Raw genomic sequence first — 1146 nt, forward strand, 5'->3', positions numbered from 1 at the left:
GCCGCCTCACCGCCGCGCGGCTGCCCGGCGACCCGCCCGGGCCGGACGACGTCCGCGCGCTGCGCCGCCATGTCCGCACCGAGATAGCCCGCACGATCGGGGAGTTCAGCCGCTTCGGCACGCCCGACCACGTGGTGGCCACCTCCAAGACCTTCAGGCAGCTCGCCCGCATCGCCGGCGCCCCCGGCTCCGCCGAGGGCCTGTACGTCCAGCGCGAGCTGAAGCGGGAGTCCCTGGAGGGCTGGGTGCCGCGGCTCGCCGCCATGACCGCCGCCGAGCGCGCCGAGCTGCCCGGCGTCTCCGACGCCCGCGCGGGCCAGCTGGTCGCCGGGGCCCTGGTGGCGGAGGGCGCCATGGACCTGTTCGGCGTGGAACGTCTGGAGATCTGCCCCTGGGCCCTGCGGGAGGGCGTGATACTCCGCAGACTGGACCACCTGGGGCAGGGATAGCGGTCCCGGAGCCATGACAAACACCACAACGGCGAACGTGCACCCCGCACCCACCCGGCCCCACCCCGTAACCTGAGGCTCGTGGCAGAACCAAGGGACGTAGTCCGCATCCCGGATGCGAAGGTCGCCCTGTCCACGGCCTCCGTGTACCCGGAGTCGACGGCGACGGCCTTCGAGATCGCCGCGCGCCTCGGGTACGACGGCGTCGAGGTCATGGTGTGGACCGACCCGGTCAGCCAGGACATCGAGGCCCTGCGCAGACTCAGCGACTACCACCGCATCCCCATCCTGGCCGTCCACGCGCCCTGCCTGCTCATCACGCAGCGCGTGTGGTCCACCGACCCCTGGACCAAGCTCCAGCGCGCCCAGGCCGCCGCCGAGAAGCTCGGCGCCGGCACGGTCGTCGTCCATCCCCCCTTCCGCTGGCAGCGGCAGTACGCCCGCGACTTCGTGGAGGGCGTCTGGCGGATGGCCGGCGAGACGGACGTGCGGTTCGCCGTGGAGAACATGTACCCCTGGCGCTACCGCGACCGCGAGATGCTCGCGTACGCCCCCGACTGGGACGTCACCAAAGAGGACTACCGCCACTTCACGATCGACCTCAGCCACGCCTCGACCGCCCGCACCGACGCCCTGCAGATGATCGACCGCATGGGTGACCGCCTCGGCCACGTCCACCTCGCCGACGGCCGGGGCT

General features: G+C 72.5%; 1 protein-coding gene and 1 pseudogene. Both read left to right on the top strand.

Annotated features, from left to right (window positions below; genetic code table 11):
* Window positions 1–449: pseudogene (locus tag B7767_RS35945) on the top strand (Ppx/GppA family phosphatase); the annotation flags it as partial.
* A gap of 81 nt (window positions 450–530) precedes the next feature.
* A partial coding sequence (locus B7767_RS35950; RefSeq protein ID WP_085575707.1) for a sugar phosphate isomerase/epimerase occupies window positions 531–1146 on the top strand: 616 nt, incomplete at its 3' end.

This window comes from Streptomyces sp. 13-12-16 (assembly GCF_002114215.1).
GTDB lineage: Bacteria > Actinomycetota > Actinomycetes > Streptomycetales > Streptomycetaceae > Streptomyces.